This window comes from Jiangella anatolica, assembly GCF_003236295.1.
Taxonomy (GTDB): domain Bacteria; phylum Actinomycetota; class Actinomycetes; order Jiangellales; family Jiangellaceae; genus Jiangella; species Jiangella anatolica.
In genome coordinates this window covers 1-22,490 of sequence record NZ_POTW01000088.1, presented here as the reverse complement: position 1 = coordinate 22,490, position 22,490 = coordinate 1, and the positions used below count along the sequence as shown (strand labels likewise).

At 73.0% G+C, this 22,490-nt stretch carries 23 protein-coding genes and 1 riboswitch; of the genes, 17 read left to right on the top strand and 6 right to left on the bottom strand.

The genetic code is table 11. From position 1 onward, the window contains the following. Positions 1–11 precede the first annotated feature (11 nt). Positions 12–572, top strand: a complete 561-nt coding sequence (locus C1I92_RS26145) for a helix-turn-helix domain-containing protein (protein WP_111257570.1) — start codon at positions 12–14, stop codon at positions 570–572. A 295-nt stretch (positions 573–867) separates the two neighbouring features. Here C1I92_RS26145 and C1I92_RS26140 read toward each other — a convergent pair whose 3' ends face one another. Next, positions 868–1,971: a winged helix DNA-binding domain-containing protein gene (locus tag C1I92_RS26140; protein ID WP_111257569.1), complete on the bottom strand. Its 1,104-nt coding sequence runs from the start codon at positions 1,969–1,971 to the stop codon at positions 868–870. Between the two features lie 62 nt (positions 1,972–2,033). Here C1I92_RS26140 and C1I92_RS26135 point away from each other — a divergent pair, with 62 nt between their 5' ends. After that, positions 2,034–3,626 (top strand): amidohydrolase, encoded by a 1,593-nt coding sequence (locus tag C1I92_RS26135; RefSeq protein ID WP_233507261.1) that lies wholly within the window; start codon positions 2,034–2,036, stop codon positions 3,624–3,626. Between the two features lie 21 nt (positions 3,627–3,647). Continuing rightward, positions 3,648–4,274, top strand: a complete 627-nt coding sequence (locus C1I92_RS26130; protein ID WP_111257568.1) for an SRPBCC family protein — start codon at positions 3,648–3,650, stop codon at positions 4,272–4,274. Between the two features lies 1 nt (position 4,275). Here C1I92_RS26130 and C1I92_RS26125 read toward each other — a convergent pair whose 3' ends face one another. Then, the gene (locus C1I92_RS26125; protein WP_111257567.1) at positions 4,276–4,908 is read right to left on the bottom strand and encodes a TetR/AcrR family transcriptional regulator; all 633 of its coding nucleotides are present in this window, start codon (positions 4,906–4,908) and stop codon (positions 4,276–4,278) included. A gap of 72 nt (positions 4,909–4,980) precedes the next feature. Here C1I92_RS26125 and C1I92_RS26120 point away from each other — a divergent pair, with 72 nt between their 5' ends. The 5 genes from C1I92_RS26120 to C1I92_RS26100 all read left to right on the top strand — a co-directional run bounded on the left by C1I92_RS26120 (position 4,981) and on the right by C1I92_RS26100 (position 9,921). Then, a complete protein-coding gene (locus C1I92_RS26120; protein WP_111257566.1) occupies positions 4,981–5,667 on the top strand; it encodes an NAD(P)-dependent oxidoreductase in 687 nt (228 codons plus the stop codon). 22 nt (positions 5,668–5,689) lie between these two features. After that, the gene (locus tag C1I92_RS26115) at positions 5,690–6,439 is read left to right on the top strand and encodes a phosphotransferase family protein (protein ID WP_199521601.1); all 750 of its coding nucleotides are present in this window, start codon (positions 5,690–5,692) and stop codon (positions 6,437–6,439) included. Positions 6,440–7,097: 658 nt separating this feature from the next. Further along, a complete protein-coding gene (gene lnt, locus C1I92_RS26110; protein ID WP_111257564.1) occupies positions 7,098–8,639 on the top strand; it encodes an apolipoprotein N-acyltransferase in 1,542 nt (513 codons plus the stop codon). Next, positions 8,636–9,388: a polyprenol monophosphomannose synthase gene (locus tag C1I92_RS26105; protein ID WP_111257563.1), complete on the top strand. Its 753-nt coding sequence runs from the start codon at positions 8,636–8,638 to the stop codon at positions 9,386–9,388. The genes lnt and C1I92_RS26105 overlap by 4 nt, the downstream gene beginning before the upstream one ends. Beyond that, positions 9,385–9,921 (top strand): FxsA family protein, encoded by a 537-nt coding sequence (locus tag C1I92_RS26100; RefSeq protein WP_111257562.1) that lies wholly within the window; start codon positions 9,385–9,387, stop codon positions 9,919–9,921. Before C1I92_RS26105 ends, C1I92_RS26100 begins: the two co-directional genes overlap by 4 nt. 107 nt (positions 9,922–10,028) lie before the next feature. Here C1I92_RS26100 and C1I92_RS26095 read toward each other — a convergent pair whose 3' ends face one another. After that, entirely contained in the window at positions 10,029–10,418 is a 390-nt protein-coding gene (locus tag C1I92_RS26095; RefSeq protein ID WP_111257561.1) for an RNA polymerase-binding protein RbpA, read from the bottom strand. A gap of 166 nt (positions 10,419–10,584) precedes the next feature. Further along, positions 10,585–11,982 carry an MFS transporter gene (locus C1I92_RS26090; RefSeq protein ID WP_199521600.1) on the bottom strand — a complete coding sequence of 466 codons (1,398 nt, stop codon included), beginning with the start codon at positions 11,980–11,982 and terminating at the stop codon, positions 10,585–10,587. A gap of 76 nt (positions 11,983–12,058) precedes the next feature. On the opposite strand from C1I92_RS26090, the gene def reads away from it, so the two are divergent. Together def and C1I92_RS26080 are read left to right on the top strand one after the other, a co-directional pair. After that, the gene (gene def / locus C1I92_RS26085) at positions 12,059–12,553 is read left to right on the top strand and encodes a peptide deformylase (RefSeq protein ID WP_111257560.1); all 495 of its coding nucleotides are present in this window, start codon (positions 12,059–12,061) and stop codon (positions 12,551–12,553) included. A 12-nt stretch (positions 12,554–12,565) separates the two neighbouring features. Further along, positions 12,566–13,096, top strand: a complete 531-nt coding sequence (locus tag C1I92_RS26080; RefSeq protein WP_111257559.1) for an SHOCT domain-containing protein — start codon at positions 12,566–12,568, stop codon at positions 13,094–13,096. Here C1I92_RS26080 and C1I92_RS26075 read toward each other — a convergent pair whose 3' ends face one another. Continuing rightward, a complete protein-coding gene (locus C1I92_RS26075; RefSeq protein ID WP_111257558.1) occupies positions 13,097–13,870 on the bottom strand; it encodes a glycerophosphodiester phosphodiesterase family protein in 774 nt (257 codons plus the stop codon). A gap of 25 nt (positions 13,871–13,895) precedes the next feature. On the opposite strand from C1I92_RS26075, the gene C1I92_RS26070 reads away from it, so the two are divergent. Together C1I92_RS26070 and glyA are read left to right on the top strand one after the other, a co-directional pair. Next, positions 13,896–14,585 (top strand): GNAT family N-acetyltransferase, encoded by a 690-nt coding sequence (locus C1I92_RS26070; RefSeq protein WP_111257557.1) that lies wholly within the window; start codon positions 13,896–13,898, stop codon positions 14,583–14,585. Beyond that, positions 14,585–14,685, top strand: a riboswitch (ZMP/ZTP riboswitch). Its footprint overlaps the gene before it by 1 nt. Before the next feature lie 36 nt (positions 14,686–14,721). Further along, on the top strand, positions 14,722–15,996 hold the full coding sequence (gene glyA / locus C1I92_RS26065; RefSeq protein ID WP_111257556.1) for a serine hydroxymethyltransferase: 1,275 nt from the start codon (positions 14,722–14,724) through the stop codon (positions 15,994–15,996). A 253-nt stretch (positions 15,997–16,249) separates the two neighbouring features. Here the strand turns inward: glyA and C1I92_RS26060 are convergent, their stop codons facing one another. After that, complete coding sequence (locus C1I92_RS26060) at positions 16,250–17,215, bottom strand: N-acetylglucosamine kinase (RefSeq protein ID WP_111257555.1); 966 nt, start codon at positions 17,213–17,215, stop codon at positions 16,250–16,252. Positions 17,216–17,441: 226 nt separating this feature from the next. Between C1I92_RS26060 and C1I92_RS26055 the strand changes: the two genes are divergently transcribed. The 5 genes from C1I92_RS26055 to C1I92_RS26035 are packed head-to-tail and all read left to right on the top strand — an operon-like array spanning position 17,442 to position 22,478. Then, positions 17,442–18,329: a MurR/RpiR family transcriptional regulator gene (locus tag C1I92_RS26055; RefSeq protein WP_111257576.1), complete on the top strand. Its 888-nt coding sequence runs from the start codon at positions 17,442–17,444 to the stop codon at positions 18,327–18,329. Beyond that, on the top strand, positions 18,326–19,081 hold the full coding sequence (locus tag C1I92_RS26050) for a sugar isomerase domain-containing protein (RefSeq protein ID WP_111257554.1): 756 nt from the start codon (positions 18,326–18,328) through the stop codon (positions 19,079–19,081). Before C1I92_RS26055 ends, C1I92_RS26050 begins: the two co-directional genes overlap by 4 nt. Positions 19,082–19,127: 46 nt before the next feature. Further along, positions 19,128–20,606, top strand: coding sequence for an N-acetylglucosamine/diacetylchitobiose ABC transporter substrate-binding protein (gene ngcE / locus C1I92_RS26045; protein WP_111257553.1), 1,479 nt, complete (start codon positions 19,128–19,130; stop codon positions 20,604–20,606). A gap of 10 nt (positions 20,607–20,616) precedes the next feature. After that, positions 20,617–21,540 carry a carbohydrate ABC transporter permease gene (locus tag C1I92_RS26040; protein WP_111257552.1) on the top strand — a complete coding sequence of 308 codons (924 nt, stop codon included), beginning with the start codon at positions 20,617–20,619 and terminating at the stop codon, positions 21,538–21,540. Continuing rightward, positions 21,537–22,478: a carbohydrate ABC transporter permease gene (locus C1I92_RS26035; protein ID WP_111257551.1), complete on the top strand. Its 942-nt coding sequence runs from the start codon at positions 21,537–21,539 to the stop codon at positions 22,476–22,478. Before C1I92_RS26040 ends, C1I92_RS26035 begins: the two co-directional genes overlap by 4 nt. The last annotated feature ends 12 nt before the right edge of the window (positions 22,479–22,490 follow it).

Genomic DNA, 22,490 nt, shown 5'->3' with positions numbered 1-22,490 from the left:
TAGTGACGCGTATGGACCTCGCCGCCCTCGGCCGCCGCATCACCGACGCCCGCCTGCAGCGGTCGCTGCCGATGTCGGCGCTGGCGGAGCGGGCCGGGGTGAGCGCCAGCATGCTGTGGTCGGTGGAGCGTGGCCGGAAGGCGCCGACGGTCGTGCTGCTGGACCGGATCGCCCGGGCGCTCGGGACGCCGCTGGCGGCTCTGCTCGACGCCGACGACGTCCCGCGTGTGATCGTGCGCCGCGCCCCCGACCAGGACGTCGCCGTCTCGCCAGACGGCTGGCGGCGGACGATCCTGACGCCGGTCGTGCCGGGGGTGAACTTCGAGTGGGTCCGGACGGAGCTGCCGCCCGGCTCGGCGCCGGGGGAGTACCCGGCCTACGCCGCCGGGTCGCACGAGTACGTCGTCGTCGAGTCCGGCCGTCTCCGCCTCACCCTCGGCGACGAGGCCCACGAGCTCGCCGCCGGCGACTCGATCTACTTCGCCGCCGACGTGCCGCACGCCTACGCCAACCCGTGGGACGAGGCCTGCTCGTACCACGTGGCCGCCCTCATCATGCGCCCGCGCCGGTGAGCACGTCCCGGAACAGCACGATGCGCAGCAACGGAGTGGGATCGCTGCGAGAACACTGTGGCATCGCTGTCGTGGGGGCCACAGTGATCTCACACCGTCGCCGCCGTGACCTCACACCGTTGCCGCCACCGGCCGTCGCGTCGCCCGGCCCGGCGCCCACGGACGCAGCGGAAGAGCCGGAAATGATCACGTCAAGCAGGCCTGCCCCCGTGTCCCCAGGAATGCATGCGTGGTGAAGCGCGAGGACGCCTGCTTAACGTGATCATCTCCAGGGCGGGCGGACGGGGACCGGAACTCACTCCGGCGGCAGGACGCGGACGTCTGCCCCGTCGGACGGCGCGGCGGGGGACAGGGCGAACGCGAGCAGCGCCTGCCCCTCCGCCTCCACCTCCGCGACCTCGGCCGCGGTGAGGCGCCGGTAGGGCGTCACCGTCAGCACCTCACCCTCCAGCCGCCACCACCCGGCCACCGTCCCGTCGACGAGGAAGGCGTGCGGGACGACGCCGTTGCGGCGGTTCAGCCGCTTGCGGCTGTCGTCGTCGACGACGCGGGTGCGGTCGGCGTGGGAGCGGAGCACGTTGTCGAAGTCGGGCAGGAACCGGATCGGCGCCGGCGTGTCCTCGGCCGGACGGGGCGCGTCGGGCAGGTCGAACAGCTCGCGGCCGGCCTCGTCGCGGAACACCCGCAGCGACGGCCGCAGAGAGTCGACCACCGCGCGCAGCCGCGTGAGCCCGCACCACGTCTGCAGGTCGGCCACCGACGCCGGGCCGAAGGCGCCGAGGTAGCGCAGCACCCACTCCGCCGGCTCCGGCGGCCGCAGCGGCCGCCCGAGCCAGTGCTCCGCCGTCGTCAGCCGGGTCTGCCCGCTCTGCGCCCACACCGCCCGCGGCGGCACCTGCACCAGCGCGAGCATCCCGCGAGCGGCGTGCGCGAGGTGCGCCGGCTCGACCGACGGCCAGGACGGGGCCAGCATGGCGCCGAGCTCGGCCATCGTCCGCGGCGACTCCTCCAGCAGCGGACGGGCCGCGGCGGCGAGTGCGTCCAGGTCGACGCCGACGAGGGCCTTCGCGTGCAGCGTGTTCGTGCGCAGATCGGCGTCGTAGAGGGGCTGGACCCAGGGCCGCAGCGTCAGCGCGTCGGGTGCGGACAGCAGGTGAATGGTGCCGCGCTGCGCCGCGACGCGCACCAGCGTGCGGTCCAGCAGCAGGTCGGCCAGCGCCGGCGGCTGGAAGTCCGAGAGCCGCGACCACAGCTGGTAGTACGGCGAGAACGGCTGTTGCGCCTGCAGCCCGCCCAGGTGCTCGACCAGGGACAGAACGGAGGCGGAGTCACGGGACAGCAGCCGCTGCCGCGCCAGCGTGGCGCGGTTGAGCCGGCGTCGGGTCAACACGTCGGGCATGCCGCCTACCCTCTCGCGACCCACCGACAATCTCACCCCGGACGGCAGGGAGAATCGGCCGGGTGACGACGACGCTCTACCGCAACGGCCGCATCCACAGCCCCGCCGACCCGTTCGCGACCGCGATGCTGGTGGTGGACGACACGGTCGCCTGGGTCGGCCCCGACGGCGCGGCGCGGACACACCTGGACGCGGCGGACGAGGTCGTCGACCTGGAGGACGCGCTGGTGGCGCCGGCCTTCGTCGACGCGCACGTGCACCTGACGGAGACCGGGCTGGCCCGCGACGGGCTCGACCTGGCCGGCGTGACGAGCCGGGCCGCGCTGCTGGACCTCGTGGCGGCGAGGGCCAAGGAACGCGCCGGCGAGGCGATCCTCGGCTTCGGCTGGGAGGAGGACGGCTGGCCCGACGGCGGCGCGCCCACCCCCGACGAGCTCGACCGCGCGAGCGGCCAGGCGCCGGTCTACCTCGCCCGCCGCGACGTCCACACGGCCGCCGTCTCCGGCACGCTGCTCGCCGCCGACCGGTCCATCGCCCGGGCCGACGGCTACGAGGACGGCCTGGTCCGCCGCGACGCCCACCACCGGGCCCGCCAGGCGGCGCGGTCCGCGATCCCTGCCGCGCGGCTGGCGGAGCTGCGCACGGACGCGCTGCGGCACGCCGCGTCGCTGGGCATCGGCGCCGTCCACGAGATCGGCGCGCCGCAGATCGGCGACCCGGCCGACTTCACCGCGGTCCTCGCGCTCGGCGCCGACCCCGGCCTGCCCGACGTCGTCGGGTACTGGGGTGCGACGGCGGTCGGCGAGGCGCAGGCGCTCGGCGCGGCCGGCGCCGCAGGCGACCTCAACATCGACGGCTCGATCGGCTCCCGCAGCGCCCGGCTCTCGGCACCCTACGCGGACGCGCCCGGCGAGCGGGGCCGCCTCTACCTGGACAAGGACGCCGCCGCCGAGCACGTCGTCGCCTGCACGCGGGCGGGCATCCAGGCCGGCTTCCACTGCATCGGCGACGAGGCGGTGCGGATCGCCGTCGAGGCGATCGCGGCGGCCGCCGAGGTGTGCGGTCTGGCCGCCGTCGTCGGGTCGCGGCACCGGCTCGAGCACGTCGAGATGATCGACGACCTGCTGATCGCCGAGCTGGCCCGGCTCGGTGTCGCGGCCAGCGTGCAGCCGGCCTTCGACGAGCTCTGGGGCGGCGACGCCGGGCTGTACGCCGAGCGGCTGGGCCCGGACCGCGGCGTCGCGCTGAACCCGTTCGCCGCGATGGCCCGGGCCGGGGTGCTGCTCGCGTTCGGCTCGGACTCGCCGGTGACGCCGCTGGCCGGGTGGGCGACGGTGCGCGCGGCGGCCCTGCACCGGACCCCGTCGCAGCGGATCAGCGCACGGGCGGCCTTCTCGGCGGCGACGCGGGGCGGCTGGCGGGCGGCGCGGATCGAGGACGCCGGCGTGCTGGCGCCGGGCATGCGCGCGTCGTTCGCCGTCTGGGAGGTCCCGTACGAGCTCGTCGTCCAGGCGCCGGACGCGCGGGTCGCGGCGTGGTCGACGGACCCGCGGGCCGGTGTGCCGGGGCTGCCGGACCTGTCGCCGGACGTGCCGCTGCCGACGTGCTTGCGCACCGTGGTCCGGGGGAGGACGGTGTACTCGGCGCAGTCCTGATCCCGGTGGCAGGAGGACTCCATGCAGATCGACAACGAGTTCACCGTCGGCGTGCCGGTGGAACGGGCGTGGGAGATCCTGACCGACCTCGAGGGCATCGCGCCGTGCATGCCCGGCGCGCAGCTGACCGGCCGCGACGGCGACGTCTACCAGGGCAGGGTGAAGATCGAGGTCGGCTCGATCGTCCCCGAGTACACCGGCACCGCCACGTTCGTCGAGAAGGACGACGCCGCCCACCGGGCCGTGATCAGCGCGTCCGGCCGCGACTCCCGCGGCGCCGGGAACGCCTCGGCGCAGATCGTCGCCCAGCTGCGCCCGGACGGCGACCGGACCGTCGTCACCGTCGACACCGACCTGCGGATCACCGGACAGATCGCCCAGCTGGGCCGCGGCATGATCAAGGAGGTGTCGACGAAGCTGCTCGGCCAGTTCGTCGACTGCCTGGAGAGCACACTGGGGGCCATGGAGGCGCCCATCGCCGCGCCGGAGCCGGCCGAGACGACGGCTCCCGCGCCGGAGCCGAAGCCGGAGCCGGCGCCGCTGGACCTCATGGGCGTGGCCGGCGGGTCGGTCGCCCGCCGGATCGTCCCGCTGGTGGTGACGCTGATCGTGCTGGTGGGCGTCGCGATGTACCTGATGACGCGCTGACTCAGCCCTCGTCCGGCGCCAGCGCGCCGAGGATCAGCGCGAGACCGGCGTCGAACTCCGCCGCCGGGTCCACGTCCGGCCGTTGCGCGATCACCTCGGCCAGGTGCGGATGCCCCGCCGGCAGCGAACCGAGGATGTCCCCGGCGACGCGGTCCAGCTCGTCCCGGCCGCCGAACGGCAGGCTCAGCTCCTGCAGCACGAACCCGTAGAGGTAGCTGTCGATCAGCGAGACCGCTCGCACGGCAGCGGCGACGGAGAACCCGCCGGTCCGCAGCACGCCGAGGACGCTGTCGTGGTGGCGCAGCGTCGCCGGGCCGGGCCGGCCGCGCGAGTCCAGCAGCCCGACGGCCCACGGATGGCGCACCAGCGCCGCACGCGCCGACACGGCCCGCGCACGCATCGCCGTCCGCCACTCGACACCGGAGGCGGGCAGCGCGATCTCGCCGAACACCGCGTCGACCATCCCGTCGAGCAGGTCGTCGCGGCCGCCGACGTGGTTGTACAGCGACATCGCCTCGACGCCGAGCCGACCGGCCAGCGCGCGCATGCTGACCCCGGCCGAGCCCTTCTCGTCGGCCAGCGCCACCGCGGCGGCGATCACCCGGTCCCGGTTGAGCGGCTCCCGCCGACCCATCGCGGCTCCTCTCGACGCGCCGACCTACTTACAGTGTAAGCTTACACTGTAAGTAGGTCGAGGGGAGCGAGCATGAAGGTCTGTGTCGTCGGCGCGTCCGGGAAGCTGGGGCAGTACCTGGTCCGGCACGCGCTGGACCGCGGCTACGAGGTCGTCGGCGTCTGCCGCGAGCGCAGCGTGCCGAAGCTGGCCGCGTACGCGGACCGGATCACGATCGTGCCCGGCCCGACGAACGACCCGGAGGTGATCCGGACAGCGGTCGCCGGCTGCGACGGCGTGCTGACGGTGCTGGTCCCGTGGGGCGTCCAGCAGTACTCGTCCGGGACGGCGCAGGCGGTGCTCGACCACGCTGAGCCGCACGCGCGGCTGGTGTTCTCGTGCGGCTGGCACATCAGGCGTGACGACGGCGACCGGTACACCCGGCGGTTGCGGGCCGGGGTCCGGATCGCCGACGTCCTGGGCCGCCTGGTCCGCGCCGTCGAGATCCGCGACCAGGAGGAGGCGGCCCGGCGGATCTTCGCCAGCGACCGGCGCTGGACGGTGGTCCGGGGGAGCGACCTGGAGGAGGGGGAGAGCCAGGGGCTGCCTGTGTGGAGCCGGCACGTCGGCGACCCCATCCTCGCCGGCAACCTCACCCGGCGGGTCGACTTCGCGCTGTTCATGGTCGAGGCGCTCACCGACGAGATGCTCCTCCGCGAGGCCCCGGCGATCGTCGGGCGGCTCAGCCCCAGCGCGGTAAACCCGTTGCGACGTTCATGATCGCCCGCCGAGAATGGCCGGCGTGCCGGACGCGGAGATCGAGGTAATCGTCGCCCATCGGGAGCGGGCGACACTGCGGGTCGGCGAGGTCTTCCTGAAGATCGACGCCGATCAGGACCGCGCCGACGTCGAGGCCGAGGCGATGGCCCTGGCGCCCATCCCGACGCCGCGGGTCCTCTGGAGAAGGCCGCCCGTGCTCGCGCTCGCCGCACTTCCAGGGACGGCGCTGGGTCGTCTCGGCGAACCGTCGTCCGCGTCGCCGGCGGCATGGGCCGCGGCCGGCGCCGCCATCCGGACGCTGCACGAGGCGCCGTTGCCGCCGTGGCCCGGCCGAAGCCCCGAGCGGGCCGCCACCGAGCTCGACGCCGAGTGCGCGTGGCTCGTCGCGAGCGGCGTCCTCCCGGCCGACCTGGTCCGGCGCAACCGGCAGGTCGCCGAGGCCGCGTTCCGTCCGTGGACGCCGGTGTTCGCCCACGGTGACCTCCAGATCACCCATGTGTTCGTCGACGGCGACGAGCTCACCGGCGTGCTCGACTGGTCCGAGGCGGGCCGCGGGGACGCCATGTTCGACCTCGCCTCCCTGACCCTCGGGCACGAAGAGCACCTCGACGACCTCCTCGCGGGCTACGGCACCGACGTCGACCGCGACGCGATCCGCGCGTGGTGGTCGCTGCGCAGCCTGCTGAACATCCGCTGGCTGACCGAGCATGGCTTCGACCCGGCGGCGCCGGGCGGCGAGGTCGACGTGCTGATCGCAGCGGCCCGGGACTAGGGCGGCCCCGGCACCCGCCGGGGAGGTCCGCTGCCGCGTCGGCGTCACCGCTTCAGGCTAGCCGCCCGCACCGTCCTGCCGCGGGAAAATGATCAAGCGTGTGGTATGTCCGTCTCGGCGAGCGCGACACGCCGTGAAAACGCAAGGTTTCTCGATCGACTTCTCTGGATCCAGTCGGCCGTGACCAGCAGCGCAAGGGCATCTCCGCAGGTCGACCGGCGGCTTGACACCCTGCCTCGCGATCCAGCAAAGTCACGGGAGTCCACCAGCGGACGAAACCGTTCGGGCCGGCGGTCCGGGCGGGCGTTGCGAGGAGGGTCGAGGGGCGGTTCCGGGTCAACCGGGGCCGGGCATCCTTCGTGAGCCAGGCCCTCGCTCGCATAACCCGCCTGTACGTCGCTCGCGACGGCACGGGGTGAGACGAGGTCGGGCCCGGCCCGCCCAGTAGACAACGGTCCGCGAGCCGCATCCAGCGGCGTCCGCGGCCCGGTCCGAAGGGCGGGGCCGGGCTGCGTCCTCGTCGCGAATCGCTGGCATCGGCCCCCGGGCACTTCCGGCCGGGGGTGCACGTTGTACCGTCGCGCGATCGGCAGCACACTGTGACGGGGCGGCCCACGCGCCCCACCGAGCCGCTGGACGTCGGACGGAGCCAGACAACGTGACCCACCTGTGGCGATACGCGGGAGCCGCGCTCCTCGGCGTGTCCCTCGTCGCCGCATTCCCGCCGTATGACCTCTGGTTCGTCGCCGTCCTGGTGCCTGGAGCGTTCGCCCTGCTGGTCCGCGACCAGCCGCTGAAGCGCTCGGCACTGCTGGGATACCTGTTCGGCGCCGGATTCTTCCTGCCGCTGCTGGACTGGACCGGCATGGAGGTCGGGCCGATCCCGTGGATCATCCTGGCCCTGTTCGAGGCGCTGTTCTTCATCCCGCTGGCGCTCGGCGTCACGCTGGTGCAGCGGCTGCCCGGCTGGCCGGTGTGGACGGCGGCGGTCTGGATCGCCGACGAGGCCATCCGCGGCCGCTTCCCGTACGGCGGCTTCACCTGGGGCAAGCTGGCGTTCTCACAGGCCGACAGCCCGATGCTGGGGCTGGCGTCGTGGGCCGGCTCGCCCGGGCTGTCGTTCGCCGTCGCGCTGGCCGGCGGCCTGCTGGCCTGGGTGGTCGTGGAGCGACGGCTGTGGGTGCGCGGCGCGGCCGCCGCCGGCGCCGTCGCGATCGTCGTCGCGCCGCTGCTCATCCAGCCGCTGACGCCCGGCGGCGACACCGTCACCGTCGCCATCGTGCAGGGCAACGTGCCGGCCGAAGGGCTGGCCTACAACGACGAGAAACGCGCGATCACCCGCAACCACGTCGAGGCGACCGAGGCGCTGGCCGCTGACGTCGAGGCCGGCGAGGTCGAGCGGCCCGACATCGTGCTGTGGCCGGAGAACTCGTCGGACATCAGTCCGTTCCACGACGCCGACACGTACCGGGCCATCGACGGCGCCGTCCGGGCCATCGGGGTGCCGACGCTGATCAGCGCGATCGTGCCGACCGACGACGGCCGCAACGTCCGCAACACGTCGATCCTGTGGGATCCGGTCGACGGGCCGGGCGACACCTACGTCAAGCGGCACCCGATGCCGTTCGGCGAGTACATCCCGATGCGCTCGATCGCCGCGCGGATCACCGACGCCGTCAACCAGCAGCCGCGTGACCACCTGCCCGGCGACACCGTCGGCATCTTCCAGGTCGGCGACACGATCATCGGCGACGTCATCTGCTTCGAGGTCGCCTTCGACGGCATCGTCCGCGACGCCGTCATCGACGGCGGGCAGTTCCTCTCCGTCCAGACGAACAACGCGACGTTCGGGCGCACCGAGATGACCGAGCAGCAACTCGCGCAGTCGCGGGTGCGGGCGTTCGAGCACGGCCGGACGGTGCTCGTGTCGGCGCTCGCGGGGGTCAGCGCCGTCGTCGCGCCGGACGGCTCGGTCACCGACCGGGCGGAGCTGTTCACCCAGGACGTCATCGTCACCGACGTCCCGCTGGCCGACGGCCTCACGCTGGCCACCCGCGTCGGCGCCTGGCCGGAGTGGATCATCACGGCGCTCGGCGCCGGCGCCGTCGCGCTGGTCGTCGTCAACGCCCGCCGGGCCCGGCGCGACGGCGCGTCCGTCGCCGACGAGCCGCGGCCGCCGGTGGAGGCGGGGGTGTCATGACGTCGATCCTGGTGGTGATCCCGACCTACAACGAGGCGCTGACCATCGGCAAGGCGGTCGACCGCACCCGCACGTCGGTCCCCGACGCGCACATCCTGGTCGTCGACGACAACTCGCCCGACGGCACCGGCGCCCTCGCCGACGAGCTGGCCGAGCTGGACGAGCACGTGCACGTGCTGCACCGGGCCGGCAAGCAGGGCCTCGGCGCCGCATACGTCGCCGGCTTCGGCTGGGCGCTGGAGCGCGACTACGACCTCGTCGTCGAGATGGACGCCGACGGGTCGCATCAGCCGGAGGAGCTGCCCCGGCTGCTGCACGCCGCCGAGAACGCCGACCTCGTGCTCGGCTCGCGGTACGTGCCCGGCGGCCGGACGGTCAACTGGCCGTACAAGCGGCAGGCGATCTCGCGCATCGGCAACACCTACGTCCGCGTCGCCCTGGGCACCGCGCTGCGCGACGCGACCGGCGGATTCCGCGTCTTTCGCGCGTCCGCCCTGCGCGAACTGGACATTCACAGCGTGGCGTCGCAAGGTTATTGCTTCCAGGTCGACCTGGCGTGGCGGGCGGTCCGGGACGGGTTCCGGGTCATCGAGGTCCCGATCACGTTCGTCGAGCGGGAGCAGGGAGAGTCGAAGATGGATGGCAAGGTCGTGCGCGAGGCGCTGGTGCGGGTCACCCAGTGGGGTGCGACGCACCGGGCCCGGCAGCTGCGCCGGCTCGCCGGGCTCGCCGGAGGGAGCCGGCGGTGAGACGCTTCGGCCCGTTCGCCCTCGGCGTGATCGAATTGATCGCGCTGGTCATGGTGGCGGGCTGGGTCGGCTTCGGCTGGGCGCTGCTCATCCTGCTCGGCACCAGCATCATCGGCATCGCACTGCTGCGCATCGAAGGGCTGCGGGCCTGGCAGGAGCTGCGCGCGGCCGCCGCCGACGGCCGGTTCCCGCAGGACGAGCCCGAGTCGGTCAAGGCGTCGTCGGCGCGGATGGCCGACACCGGCGCCCGGATCCTCTCCGGCGTGCTGCTGACCTTCCCCGGCTTCGTCACCGACCTGATCGGCCTGGTGCTGCTGATCCCGCCGATCCGCCGCGGCGTCGGCCGGCGACTGGCCGCCTCGGCCTTCCGGACCTTCCCCGGCGGCCGCCGCGGCCCCGGTGGGGGACTGGGCGGCCGCCCCGGCAGCGGCCCGGGCGCGGGTCCCGGCTCCGGGTCGGGCGGCATCCAGCACGGCGTCGTCATCGAGGGCGAGGTCGTCGAGAGCGACCGCCCCAACGACAAGCGTCGCTGAGCTCCGCCCCCGAAGTGGTGCGGCGGGGTCCCGGACGGAGAAACGCGCCTGCCCCCGGGTTGCTCCCGGGGGCAGGCGCGCGTGCAGCGGACGAGACGGGTCGGCCGTCAGGCGGTCTTCTTGCGACGCGCCCCTCGGTCGGCCAGGTGGGCGGCGCCGGGGATGAGCCCGGAGCGCAGCAGTTCGAGCCGCTCGTCCAGCAGCGCCTCGAGGTCCTCGATGGACCGCCGCTCCAGCAGCATGTCCCAGTGGGTGCGGGCCGGCTTCGACGGCGCCTCCTCGGGACGGTCGGTGGCGACGCGCAGCGACTCGGAACCGCACCGCGGGCAGTCCCACAGCGGCGGCACCTCGGCCTCGGTCGAGAACGTCATCTCGAAGCGGTGGCCGGCGGCGCAGCTGTAAGCGACCGTCTGGCGCTCGGCGAACTCGACGCCGCGCTCGTCCTCGTAGCTCGTCGCGCCGAGGCGGGAGCCGCGCAGGGTGGAACGCTCAGACATGTGTGAAACCCTTCCGGGGCGGTAGCCCCTGGGACGAGACGTCGGTTCTCTACCTCGCCGTCGTGGTCATGTCGTACCCGATCACAACGACATGATGACAACGGACGGCCGGAGAGTAATGTTCCGCGTTCCCTGTGATAATGCAATTTGGACGACGTGATGTTCCTCACCGGTAACGTGCGACGGACCGCGGCACCTGGTTTCCGGCGGCGACGATGCCGGCGTGCAGGTCGACCTTCGACAGCAGGAACATGCCGGCGAGGAAGAACGTGACCAGCACCAGCACCGACCAGCGGTACGAGTCCGTCAACTGGAACGCCAGGCCGAACGCCAGAGTTCCGAACCAGCTCGTGCCACGCTCGGCCGCCTGGTAGAGGCTGAAGTACTCGGCCTCCTTGCCCTTCGGGACCAGCAGGCTGAACAGCGACCGCGACAGCGCCTGGCTGCCGCCCAGCACGAACCCGATCGCCACGGCCAGGATCAGGAACGGCACCACCTGCTCGACCGGCAGGAAGAACGCCCCGCCGACGACCACCGTCCACAGCCCGAGACTGGTCATGACGACGTTCCTGGCGCCGAACCGGTCGGCCAGCCGGCCCAGCGCCAGCGCACCGCCGAACGCGACGAACTGCACGATGAGGATCGCGATGATGAGGATGTCCTCGCCGAGCCCGAGCTCGCGGTTCCCGTAGATCGACGACGCGGAGATCACCGTCTGCACGCCGTCGTTGTAGAGCATGTACGCGATGAGGAACAGCAGCGTCTGCGGGTAGCCGCGCGCGTGCCGCAACGTCTCGCGCAGCTGGCCGAACGCCTGCCGCGTCGCGCTGCCGCCGACCCGTACGACGCCGGTGGGCGGCCGGTCGCGGATGCCGCGGTACGGGACGATCGTCCACAGCGCCCACCACAACCCGGCCGACAGCAACGAGATGCGCACGGTGTCGGAGCGGCTCAGCCCGAACGGCTCCAGCGTCACCAGCGCGAGGTTCAGCGCCAGCAGCAGGCCGCCGCCGAGGTAGCCGAACGCCCAGCCGCGCGACGACACCCGGTCGCGGTCGTCCTCGTGCGCGATCTGCACCAGGATCGCGTCGTACACCACCATCGACGAGCCCAGGCAGATCGCGGCGATCACCAGCAGGAACGCGCCCAGCTGCCAGTTCGCCCCGGCGACGAAGACCATCGACGCGGCCGCCGCGGACCCCGTCCACGCGAACCCGGCCATCAGGTGCCGCTTCTTCGACGTCCGGTCCGCGATCGCCCCGACGACCGGCAGCAGGATCGCGGACAGGATCGTCGCGAACGTGACGGTGTACGCGGCCACCGACCCGGCGGCGATCGGCACCCCCAGCACCGACAGGTCGCCGCGGCACGGATCGTTGGTGGTCCCGGCCTCGCCGCAGGCCGCCGTCTCCGCGACCACCGTCAGGTACGGACCGAACAGCACGGTGGCCGTCGTGGTGACGAAGGCCGAGTTCGCCCAGTCGTAGAAGTACCATGCTCGGTGCTCCCTGGCCCGCGCGACAGGATCGCCCAGCGGGCCGGGCGGGGCGAGGACGTCGGTCACGCGCGGACGCTATCGGGTGCGGGGCGGTCGTGGCCAGACGACGTCCCGGCGAGAACGAGATGAGGAGACGACGACGGTGACGGTGCGGGAGATCCGCCTCTACGGCGACCCGGTTCTGCGAACGGTGGCCGACCCGGTCAAGGAGTTCGGCGACGCCACCCGGGCCCTGGCCCAGGACCTGCTGGACACCCTGGACCTGCCCGGACGGGCGGGGGTGGCGGCGCCGCAGATCGGGGTGCCGCTGCGGGCGTTCTCCTATGACCTCGAGGGTCAGCGCGGCGTCGTCTTCAACCCGGCCCTCGTCGCGACCGAGGGCGAGCAGGGCGGCGAGGAGGGGTGCCTCTCGGTGCCGGGCCTCTGGTTCCCGACGCCGCGCGCCGCCTGGGCCGCCGTCGAGGGCTTCGACGCCGACGGCGAGCCGGTCCGCGTCGAGGGCGACGGCGAGCTGGCCCGCTGCCTGCAGCACGAGACCGACCACCTCGACGGCATCGTCTACATCCACCGGCTGGAGCCGTCGATGCGACGCGGCGCGATGCGCGAGATCCGCCGCAGCGCCTGGTTCAGCGCGTAGGCCCGGTCCGCGATGGCCGGTGACGACGAGGACGACCTGCGGCCGGACATCGCGGCGGCCCGGCGGCTGATGCGCCTGACAGCCGGCGGCGGTCGCGAGCTGCGCCGGCTGGAGTGGGTGCTGCACGACGGCGAGACGGTGGAGCGGCTGGCCACCGGCATCCACGGCCGCGGCGTGGGGCTGCTGGCGCTGACCGACCGGCGGCTGCTGTTCCTGCGCCGCGGCCGGCTCTCGCAGACCCTCGAGGACTTCCCGATCGCCCGGATCACCACGGTCCAGTGGCACGTCAGCGTGCTGAGCGGCACGATCACGGTCTTCGCCACCGGTGTGAAGGCCGACATCACCAACGTGCACAAGGACGACGGCCGCGAGCTGACCGAGCGGCTGCGCGAGCGGATCGCGACGACGTCGGCGGCGGAGGCGGAGGCCGCCGGTGCGGTGATCATCGAGCAGATCCGCCGGCTCGGCGAGCTGCACGCGGACGGCGTCCTCACCGACGAGGAGTTCGCGGAGAAGAAGGCCGAGCTGCTGCGCCGGCTGTGATCAGCGGGCCCACTCGCCGCGGTCGGTGAGCACCGAGCGGAGCAGGTCGGCACGGTCGCTGATCAGCCCGTCGACGCCGAGGTCGAGGAGGCGGCGCATCTCCGCGGGGTCGTTGACGGTCCAGACGTGGACGGGTTTGCCGGCGGCGTGCGCGGCGGCCACCGTCGCCGCCGTCACCACGGCGCGGCCGCGGAACGTCGCGGGCACCTGCAGGCAGTCGACACCGCGCAGGACGGTGCCGGCGAACCGCCGGGCGCCCGGCGTCGACGCGGCCGTGACGAACGCGGCGATCAGCGCCTGCCCTGCCGACGTCGCGACGGGGGCGGCGACGCGGCGCAGCACGGCGCGGCGGCGGGCGTCGGAGAACGAGGCGACGCAGACGCGGTCGTGCGCGCGGGTCCGGTCCAGCACCCGGGCCAGCGGCGCCACCGCGCCGGGCGACTTCACGTCGATGTTCACCCGCACCGACGGCCAGCTGCCCAGCACGTCCTCCAGCGCCGGCACCGGCTCGACGCCGCCGATCAGCGCCCGCCGCACCTCCGACCAGGGCAGCGCCGCGACGGCGCCGCGTCGGTCGGTGACCCGGTCCAGCGTCGGGTCGTGCAGCGCGACCGCGACCCCGTCGGCCGTCGCGTGCACGTCGGTCTCGATGTAGTCGAACCCCAGCGAGACGGCCGCCGCGAAGGCCGCCATGCTGTTCTCCAGCCCGTCGAGGGAGAATCCACGGTGGGCCAGGGCGATCGGCCCGGGACGGTCGAGGTACGGATGGGCCACGGGGCCAGGCTAGCGGGGGGACGACATGAGCGCTGACGACCTGCGCGACCTGCTGCTGCGGTGGCAGGCCGGCTGGGTGACGGCGCGCAGCTACCGGTCCGCGATGGACGGCGACACCGTCACCGTCGACGTCGGGCTGGCCGAGCGGCGGACCGAGACCCTGCTTCTGGACGCCGACCCGGAGCTGTACGCCGCCGTCGCCGAGAGCGTCGCCGGACCGGCGCAGTGGCTGACGGCGCCGACGACCGACCGGGCCCGGACCCATGCGGCCGCCGTCGACGCCGGGTTCACCCCGCACGCGCCGGAGTGGCTCATGACGCGGCCGCTGGCCGGCCACCCCGAGCCCGAGGTCCCGGCCGGATACGACACGTGGCTCAGCGGGCGGCCGCCGCTGCTCGTCGCCGAGGTCGTCACCGACGGCGATGGGCCGCGGGCGCTCGCGGCGAAGGGCCACCTGGCGCTCAGCGCGGCGGACGCCGTCGCCGACCGCATCTTCACCGTGCCCGAGCACCGGCGCCGCGGCCTCGGCTCGATCGTGATGGCGACGCTGACGACGGCCGCGCGCGAGCGGGGCGCGGTGACCGGCCTGCTGGTCGCGTCGGAGCAGGGCCGGCTGCTCTACGAGCGGCTCGGCTGGCGCGTCGTCACGGAGCTGACGGTCGCCGACTGGTCCGGCCACGGGTCGCCCGCGTCGCCCGCCGACCCGTTAGAGTGATGCCCGTCGCGACTGGCGCAGCGGCCCGGGTGACCGGGCACGGGTGGAACCGACCACCGGGGAGCGGACGGCCGTGGCACCGCGCGCCTGGGTGCCATGGGAGAGACCGACGCATCGAGAGGATGTGGCCCTCGCCATGACCACCAACCCGCGCGCCGCGCTGCAGGCGACCGACCCCGAGGTGGCCGCCCTGGTCACCGCCGAGGAGGAGCGGCAGCGCCAGACGCTGAAGCTGATCCCGTCGGAGAACTACGTGTCCACGGCCGTGCTCGAGGCCACCGGCACAGTGCTGACGAACAAGTACTCCGAGGGGTACGCCGGCCGCCGCTACTACGAGGGCCAGCAGGTCATCGACCAGCTCGAGTCGCTGGCCGTCGAGCGGGCCCGGGCGCTGTTCGGCGCCGACCACGCCAACGTCCAGCCGTACTCCGGGTCGCCGGCGAACCTGGCCGTCTACCTGGCCACGGTGAACGCCGGCGACACGATCATGGGCATGTCGCTGCCGATGGGCGGGCACCTCACCCACGGCTGGTCGGTGTCGGCGACAGGGACCTGGTTCCGCCCGGTCCGTTACGACGTGCGCCGCGACACCGGCCGCATCGACCTCGACCAGGTCCGCGAGATCGCGCTGGCCGAGCGGCCGAAGCTGATCTTCTGCGGCGGCACCGCCATCCCGCGCACCATCGACTTCGCCGGCTTCGCCGCGATCGCGCAGGAGGTCGGCGCCGTCCTGGCCGCCGACATCGCGCACATCGCCGGCCTCGTCGTCGGTGGCGCGCACCCGACGCCGGTCGGGCACGCCGACATCGTCACGACGACCACGCACAAGACGCTGCGCGGCCCGCGCGGCGCGATGATCCTCACCACCGAGGAGTGGGCCAAGCCGGTCGACAAGGCCGTCTTCCCCGGCCTGCAGGGCGGCCCGCACAACCACACGACGGCGGGCATCGCGGTTGCGCTCGGCGAGGCGGCGCAGCCGGAGTTCAAGGACTACGCCCACCAGATCGTCGCCAACGCCGTGGCGCTGGCCGACGAGCTGCTGGCCCGCGGCTTCGACCTCGTCTCCGGCGGCACCGACAACCACCTGATCCTCATCGACCTCACGTCGAAGGGCGTCGCCGGCAAGCCGGCCGCGAAGGCGCTGGACCGGGCCGGGCTGGAGACCAACTACAACACCGTCCCGTTCGACCCGCGCAAGCCCTTCGACCCGTCCGGCCTGCGGCTGGGCACCCCGGCGCTGACCAGCCGGGGGATGGGCGAGGCCGAGATGCGCGAGGTCGCCCGCTGGCTCGACGAGGTCGTCGCGGCCGCCGCCGGGTCCGACGAGGACGCGCTGGAAGCCGTCATCGGCCGGGTGCGCGGTGAGGTCACCGAACTGACCGGCCGGTTCCCGACGCCCGGCCTGGACTGACGGGCTCCTGACGGGCTGCTGGCGGGCCGGGCGGGCCAGCGTCGGCTCCGGCCCGCCGTCGAGGCCCCGGCGCCGCGCAGCTTCGCCCGCAGCCGCTTGATCACCGACTGCATGGCGGCCGGGCCGGCGAAGTAGCTGCCGCCCCCGCCCGGCTCGCGCCGCGAGTTGATCATGGAGAAATCGGGGATCCCGCCGATGGGAAGGCCGATTTCTCCATGATCAACGTCGGTCGGGGGTGGGCGGCGCGCCGGGGTCAGCCGAAGAGTGTCGCGTGGAGGCGGTCGGCGCCGGACGGGTTCAGTGCGCGGGCGGCCAGCCACGCGGCCCCGGCGGCGCCGTCGAGGGCTAGTCCGACCGGCGCGTCCGGCCACCGCGACGCCAGCCCGGACCGCACCAGCGCGGCCAGCGGCGTGTCGCCGGTGAGCAGCGACCCGGCCAGCACGATCGGGGTCGCCTCGGCGGGTGAGCGGACGGCGGCAGCGGCGGCCAGCAGGTGCCCGGCGGCCGCGGCGAGGATCCGGTCCGCCTCCGGGTCGGCGCCGGCGTCGGCCGTCACCAGGGGCGCCAGCGCGGACAGCGCGACCGGCGGCCGGGTGTGCACCGCCAGCACGATCTCGTTCACCACCGGCCGCGACGGCGAGAACGAGGCCCGGCCGAGCAACGTCTGCACGACGGCGCGGCCGAGCGGCCCGGGCTGCTCGCCGCGGTCGAGCGCGGCCAGCGTCGAGCGGACCGCCTCGCGGCCGATCCAGAACCCGGAGCCGAGGTCGCCGAGCAGCCAGCCGTGTCCGTCGAACAACTGGTCCGGCCGGCGGTCGGTGAACCGGGCGGAGATCGCGCCGGTCCCGGACAGCACCAGCGTCCCGTCCGGCGCCGGCGTCCCCGCGACGAAGGCCACCGTCGCGTCCGCCACCACGGTATAGGAGCAGGTCAGGCCCAGGGACGCCCACAGGGCGTCGACCGCGGACGCGACCTCCGGCCGGGTGAGGTTGTGGTCCCCGGCGGTCCCGATCACGGCCGCGCCGACCGACGCCGCGGAGACGGAGGCCAGGGCCGCCGTCAGCGCCGCCCGCATCGCCTCGAGCGCCGTGTCCAGCGCGTGCGACGTGACGTTGGCGCCGGCGGCCCGGCCCGTGCCGAGCCGGCGCCCGGAGCCGTCGATGACGACGGCCCGGGTGGAGGTGCCGCCGATGTCCAGTCCGAGCGCCAGCGGCTGCATCGCGAGAATCCTTTCCATCCGGTCTCGCCCAGGCTGCGGGCGGGTCACGCTTGCGAAAACTCTCGTCAAACTCTTGACATCCCGGCGAGGGTAGAAAGAATTCTCACCACTACGGCCGAAACGGTCGCAGGCGAAACTGACTACCACGCCGGGAGGTCGTGTGGCGGAAGGGACCTTACCGGCCACGGATGCGTCCGAGGCCGGGTCGCCGGCCGACTCCGTGCTGATGCGGATCCGGGCCGCGCTGCCGGACCTGCCGGCCGCGCTGCAGCGCGTCGGCGAGCAGGTGCTGTCCGCGCCGGCCGTCGTGGCCCGGGCGACGATCCTCGAGACGGCCGAGCGCAGCGGGACCTCCGCGGCGACGGTGACCCGGTTCTGCCGCGCGCTGGGCCTGCCCGGCTACGCCGACCTGCGGCTGGCGATGGCCGAGGAGACCGGCCGCTCGTCCGCCGTCGCCGGCTGGGAGATCGACATCGGCCGGGAGATCCTGCCGACGGACTCGCTGCGGGAGATGCTCGACCTCATCACGACCGCCGACCTGCGGGCCATCCAGGAGACCGCCGCCCAGCTCGACCTGACCGAGGTCGAGAAGGCCGCCGACGCGATCGCGACCGCCGGCCGGGTGGAGGTCTACGGCATCGGCGGCAGCGCCCTGGTGGCCGGTGAGATGCAGCTGTGCCTGCACCGCATCGGCATCCCGACCTGGTCGTGGAGCGACGTGCACTCCGGGCTCACCAGCGCCGCGCTGCTCGGCCCGGCCGACGTGGCGATCGCGGTGTCGCACTCCGGCGCCACCTACGAGACCGTCGAGATGCTGTCCGCCGCGGGCAGCCGCGGCGCGACCACCGTCGCGCTGACCAGCTACCGCAACTCCGCGCTGGCCGAGGTCGCCGACATCGTGCTCACGACCGCGATCCACGAGACCACGTTCCGGCCCGACGCCCTGGCCGCCCGGCACCCGCAGCTCATCGTGCTCGACCTCATCTACGTCGCGGTGGCGCAGCGCAGGTACGAGGCCACCGGCGTCGCCCTGAACCTGACCGCCCAGGCGGTCAGCGCCCATCGCGCCGTCAGCCCCGAGGCCGGGCGCGCACTGAAGAAGGAGCAACGGTGACCGAGGTCAGCGCGGCCGGCTATCTGACCCGGCTCACCGAGATCGTCGACCGCGTCAGCACGACGCAGCTCGACGGCGTACAGCGGGCGGCGGACATCGTCGCCGGTGCGATCCGCGCCGGCGGCGTCGTCCAGGCGTTCGGCACGGGGCACTCGCAGGCGACGGCGATGGAGATCGCCGGACGGGCCGGGGGTCTCATCCCGACCAACCGGATAGCGCTGTCCGACCTCGTCATGTACGGCGGCGAGGACCCGGCGACGATCCTCGACCCGCGCACCGAGCGGGACCCGTCGCTGGCCCAGCGGCTCTACGACCTCGCGCCGATCCGGGCGGAGGACGTGTTCGTCATCGCCTCCAACTCCGGCATCAACGGCAGCATCGTGGGAATGGCGGAGGTGGCCAGAAAGAACGGGCACCCCGTCATCGCCATCACCTCCCTGGAACACGGCGCACAGGTGGAGTCGCGGCACCCGTCCGGGCGCAAGCTCCCCGACCTCGCCAGCGTCGTCCTGGACAACGGCGGGCCCTTCGGCGACGCCGTTCTCCCACTGCCCGAGGGCGGCGCGGTCTGCGCCGTCTCGTCCATCACCGCTGCGCTGCTCGCGCAGCTGCTCATGGCGGAGGTGGTCCGCCGGCTCATCGACGCCGGCGTCACTCCGCCCGTCTATCTCTCGGCCAACGTCCCCGGGGGAGACGTCCACAACGACGGCCTGCTGCAGCAGTACGCGGGCCGGATCCGGCGTGGCGGCTGAGAGTCACCGGACCCATATCCACACCAGTCCAGGAGAGGCCTTCACGATGTCCAGCAGCATCGAACGCACGCCCGCGCCGGCCGGGACCGACCGCCGGACCTTCCTGCAGCGCGTCGCACTCACCGGCGTGGCCCTCGGGCCCGGCGGCGCCTTCCTCGCCTCCTGCGCGACTGGCGGTGACGACGATGACGACGGCGACGGCGCCACGCAGGCGCCGTCCGGCGACGTCTCGGAGGACAACCCGCTCGGCATCCCGACCGACCAGCCGCTGCAGATCTACATCTTCGACGGCGGCTTCGGCGACGAGTACGCCACCGAGCTGCACGAGCCGATGTTCAACGAGCGCTGGCCCGACATCGAGATCCAGCACACCGCGGCCGTCGACATCGGCGCGGAGCTGCAGCCGCGGTTCGTCGCCGGCGACCCGCCGGACTTCGTCAACAACTCCGGCGACGGCCAGATGGACACCGCGACGCTGGTCGCCGACGGCCTTCTCTACGACCTGACGCCGCTGTTCGACGCGCCCAGCTGGGACGACCCGGACGTGACGGTGCGCGACAGCCTGCTCCCCGGCACCATCGAGCGGGGCACGTTCAACGGCACACCGTACGTCCTGAACTACGCGTTCACCGTCTTCGGCCTCTGGTTCAACCAGACGCTCATGGACGAGAACGGGTGGCCGGTGCCGACGACGTGGCAGGAGATGATGGACGTCTGCGCCGACATCGCCGCCACCGGCATCGCGCCGTGGGTCTACCAGGGCGTCACGGCGCCGCGGTACATGAACTGGCCGCTGCTGTCGATGGCGACCAAGCTGGCCGGGCCGGAGATCCTGGTCCCGCTCGACAACCTCGAGCCGGGCGCCTGGGGCCACGAGGCGATCCGGGAGTCGGCGGCCGCCATCCGCCAGCTGGCCGAGAACAGCTACTTCCTGCCCGGCGTCGAGGGCATGGAGTTCCGCGACGCGCAGGGCCTGTGGGCGCGCGGCGAGGCGGTGTTCTGCCCGTCGGGCTCCTGGCTGGAGAACGAGGAGGCCGACGCGATCGCCGAGAACCCGACGTTCCAGATGGCGATGATGCCCGATCCGCTGCTCTCGCCGGACTCGGTGATGCCGCTGGAGACCGTCCGGGCCACCGCCGGCGAGCCCTACATCATCCCGGCCGACGCGGCGAACCCGCTGGCCGCGATGGAGTACATGCGCGTCATGCTCTCGCTGGAGGGCGCCCGCGGCTTCAGCGAGCGGGTCACCAGCCTGACGTCGGTCGCGGGGGCCTCGGACGGCGTGCAGATCGACGCGCCGGGCCTGGCGTCGGCGCAGGCCGCACTGCAGGCCGCCGGCGACAACGTCATCAACTGGTTCTACCCGAACTGGTACCCGACGATGGAGAACCCCGGCATCGACCAGATCACCGGCGCGCTGCTGCGGGCCGAGATCACCGTCGACCAGTGGGTCGAGCAGTGCGAGGCGGTGGCGACGACCATCCGCGACGACGACTCCATCGTCAAGCAGACCCGCGAGTCGTAGGGGCACCCGGATGCGGCACGGCAAGTATCCCTTCATCCTGGCCTTCCTGCTGCCACCGGTCGGGATCTACGCGATCTACATGCTGTCGCCGTACATCCAGGCCATCTACATCTCGCTGACCGACTGGAGCGGCTTCACGTCGACCCAGACGTTCATCGGGTTCGACAACTACGTGACGATGTGGCACGACGACCAGCTGCGGACCGCGTTGCGCAACAACGTGATCATGGTGATCGTCGTGCCCATCCTCACCCTGCTGCTCGGCCTGTTCTTCGCGTCGATGCTCAACGTCGGCGGGCGGGGCCGCGGGGGAGTGGTCAGCGGGGTGCGCGGCTCGTCGATCTACAAGGTCGTGTACTTCTTCCCGCAGGTGCTCTCCGTCGTCGTCATCGGCATCGTCTTCAAGTACGTGTTCGCGCCGGAGAACGCCGGCGGCATCCTCAACCGGGTGCTGAGCGCGGTCGGGCTGGGCGGGCTGCAGCAGCTGTGGCTGGCCGAGCCCAACTACCTGATCTGGATCGTCGTCCTGGTCATGACGTGGTCGTTCGTCGGCTTCTACGTGGTGCTGTTCTCCGCGGCGATGCAGTCGATCCCGCGCGACATCTACGAGGCGGCCCTGCTCGACGGCTCCAGCCGGCTGACCACGTTCCGGAGGATCACCGTCCCGCTGGTCTGGGACACCGTGCAGGTCGGCTGGGTCTACATGGCGATCCAGGCGATGGACGGGTTCGCGACGGTGCACATCATGCTCGGCATCAACGGAGGCGTGCAGGGCGCCGGCGACGTGCTCGGCACCGCCATGTACCGCGAGGCGTTCGCCGAGGCCGACTTCGGCTACGCCGCCGCGATCGGCGTGCTGATGCTGGGCCTGACCATGGTGGTCGCGATCGCGTTCATGCGCGGCCTGCGACGGGAGCGGGTGGAGCTGGCATGACGACGACTCAAGCGCCGGCCGGGCCGCCCGCGCTCGGCCCACGCACCGGCCGCGGCCGCCGGCAGCACACACCGGGCGTCGGCCCCGGCGAACGCGCGATCGGCCTGCTCAACGGCGGGTTCCTGCTGCTGTGGGGGCTCATCACCGCGCTGCCGCTGCTGTGGGCGATCCTGTCCGCGTTCAAGACCAACGGCGAGTTCCGGGTCGACCCGCTCGGGCTACCGTCCGGCATCCAGTGGGACAACTTCTCCCGGGCCTGGTCGGCGGCCAACATCGGGCAGTACTTCCTGAACAGCGTCATCGTCGTGGCGATCTCGCTGACGCTGACCATGCTGTTCGGCGCGATGGGCGCCTACGTGCTGGCCCGCTACGACTTCCCCGGCAACCGGTTCATCTACTACGTGTTCGTCGGCGGGCTGATCCTGCCGGTGTTCCTCGCGCTGGTCCCGATGTTCTTCGTCGTCCGCAACCTCGGCAACCTGCCGGTCGTGGGCCAGTTCCTCGGGCTGAACAGCTACCTCAGCCTGGCGCTGGTGTACGTCGCGTTCTCGATGCCGTTCACCGTGTTCTTCCTCACGGCGTTCTTCCGGACGCTGCCGACCTCGATCGCCGAGGCCGGGATCATGGACGGCTGCTCGCACTTCACGCTGTTCTGGAAGGTCATGCTGCCGATGGCCCGGCCGGGCATGATCAGCCTGGCGCTGTTCAACTTCCTCGGGCACTGGAACCAGTACGTGCTGCCGCTGGTCATCATGCAGGACTCGGACAAGCGGGTGCTGGCGCAGGGACTCGGGACGCTGGCCGCGAACACCGGCTTCCGGGCCGACTGGACGGCGCTGTTCGCCGGGCTGGTGATCGCGCTGCTGCCGGTGCTGATCGTCTACATCATCTTCCAGAAGCAGGTGCAGGCCGGGCTGACCGCGGGGGTGCTGAAGTAGCCCGCCCAGCCC